Source organism: Oscillatoria sp. HE19RPO, from assembly GCF_024220515.1.
In the GTDB taxonomy this organism is placed as follows: Bacteria; Cyanobacteriota; Cyanobacteriia; order Cyanobacteriales; family Laspinemataceae; genus Laspinema.
The window spans coordinates 1-1,713 of the sequence record NZ_JAMXOT010000237.1; the positions used below are offsets into that span (position 1 = coordinate 1).

At 47.5% G+C, this 1,713-nt stretch carries 2 protein-coding genes; one reads left to right on the top strand and one right to left on the bottom strand.

The features are described 5' to 3' along the window. Nucleotides 1-151 precede the first annotated feature (151 nt). Nucleotides 152-787, bottom strand: coding sequence for an S-layer homology domain-containing protein (locus NG833_RS20710; protein WP_254567168.1), 636 nt, complete (start codon nucleotides 785-787; stop codon nucleotides 152-154). Nucleotides 788-1,391: 604 nt separating this feature from the next. Between NG833_RS20710 and NG833_RS20715 the strand changes: the two genes are divergently transcribed. Further along, nucleotides 1,392-1,574, top strand: coding sequence for a hypothetical protein (locus tag NG833_RS20715; RefSeq protein WP_254567169.1), 183 nt, complete (start codon nucleotides 1,392-1,394; stop codon nucleotides 1,572-1,574). The last annotated feature ends 139 nt before the right edge of the window (nucleotides 1,575-1,713 follow it).

Below are 1,713 nucleotides of genomic sequence, written 5' to 3' on the forward strand. Positions count from 1 at the left end.
ACCGGATCAGAACGACTGAAGTCGGGACGTTGAACACCGGATCAGAACGACTGAAGTCGGGACGTTGAACACCGGATCAGAACGACTGAAGTCGGGACGTTGAACACCGGATCAGAACGACTGAAGTCGGGACGTTGAACTGGGGGAATGATTAGTTGGGGATGTCGGGAATCGTGCCTGGATTGTTTTGTTTGGCTAAATATTGACTTAAGGCATACGCCATATCTGCACGAGTCATGGGTTGATTGGGATTGAGGGTGTTATTGTTGCCAATATTAACTAACTCCTCAAAGATAGCAGTGGCTAGGGCTTGTCGGGCCCAATCTGGGGTTTGATAGCCATCTCGATAGGTGTTTAAAATCCGATTGACATCGGCATCATTTAGCATTAACACCCCAAAAGCTTGGGCGAAAATGGCAAATCCTTCGGCGCGATTTACGGGTTGATTGGGATGGAATCTGCCGGTTAAATCGCCTTTCATAATCCCTGTTTCTAGAGCAATTTCAATGTCTCTATAGGCCCAGTGAGAGGGGGGAACATCGGGAATGGGTTGATTTTGATTCGTGGCTGTATTTCGTTGGTCTAGTTGAAAGGTTTTGACGACAATTGAGGCAAGTTCTGCGCGGACCACTCCCCGTTCAGGATGAAATTGTCCGTCAGGATATTGAGTCATTAACCCGGATTCCAGGACGGTTTGAATGGGATTAACGGGTTGTTGTGCTCGGACGGAAATTATCATGTTTTGCAGCAGTAAGGTGACGGAAACGAGGGTTAAAATTTTCTTCATAGATGAGGGATAGTTCTCTCAAAACGGTTAGGGTTGAGCGCATTTTGTGTGAGGGGTCAGGAATCCAAGTGTTATAGAGTCGGGTGTGGATGACACCGATCGCTCTATGTTGGGTCCCTCACCTCCCAAGAAAGCGCTATGGGATAGAACTACAACGGGGGATTGACCCGATAAGGATTTTCTGCTAGGATTCGGCTGCTCAAGTGACGATTTCCATTATCCGATCGCCCGGGACGCAAGGCAAGGGGGGCGGTTATCTATCTGAGGGTGGGGTCTGGGGCTTCCCTGAAAAATTTTTGGGGGTTGAGCTTGAACTATTCTGAAAAATGGGATATGATTCAATCGGGGAAAACCAACAAATGCTCCTCCCGCTCCTAAAGACCATTCCAGGCAGCACCTTCAGCCGAGGAACAGGTGAAGCCTGATGACACAATTCGGGCTACAGTCTCTAGGGAACCGTACCTAAACTAACCCTTCTCAATCTCAGTAATTTCACGTACAGAGAAAGTTCCGTAATTTTACTGAATCAGATCGAGCGATTCCACCGATGATTTTTCCACAGATGAGGGACAGAATAGTAAGCATAGAGTTCAGGTAAAAGATTATGCAAGTTACAGCAACCGTCCGCGATATGTTCATCAATGCTTCTCTCTCTCAGCAAATCAGTTTCCACGACTGGGTACTCTTAAACGCATTACCCGAGTCCAACCTCTCTCAAGAAGAGAGACGGATGATCAAGCGCTTAATGCACAGCGTGAGACGAGGTTGGTTTAGGGTTCTCAGTTAGGGAACTCCAAAAAATAAAATGTCCAAAAAACCCACAGGCTGAAGCCTGGGGCTACACGGACGAAGCCCGCCTGCGCGGGCTAAATAGAGTCTTGTTAGGTGCGATCGCATCAAAGCAAGGAGGATTTATTTGTTGGAAT

Bases quoted from the DNA above. Each gene is read 5' to 3' on its own strand.
- NG833_RS20710 (WP_254567168.1), bottom strand. From the start codon at position 787: ATGAAGAAAATTTTAACCCTCGTTTCCGTCACCTTACTGCTGCAAAAC.
- NG833_RS20715 (WP_254567169.1), top strand. From the start codon at position 1,392: ATGCAAGTTACAGCAACCGTCCGCGATATGTTCATCAATGCTTCTCTC.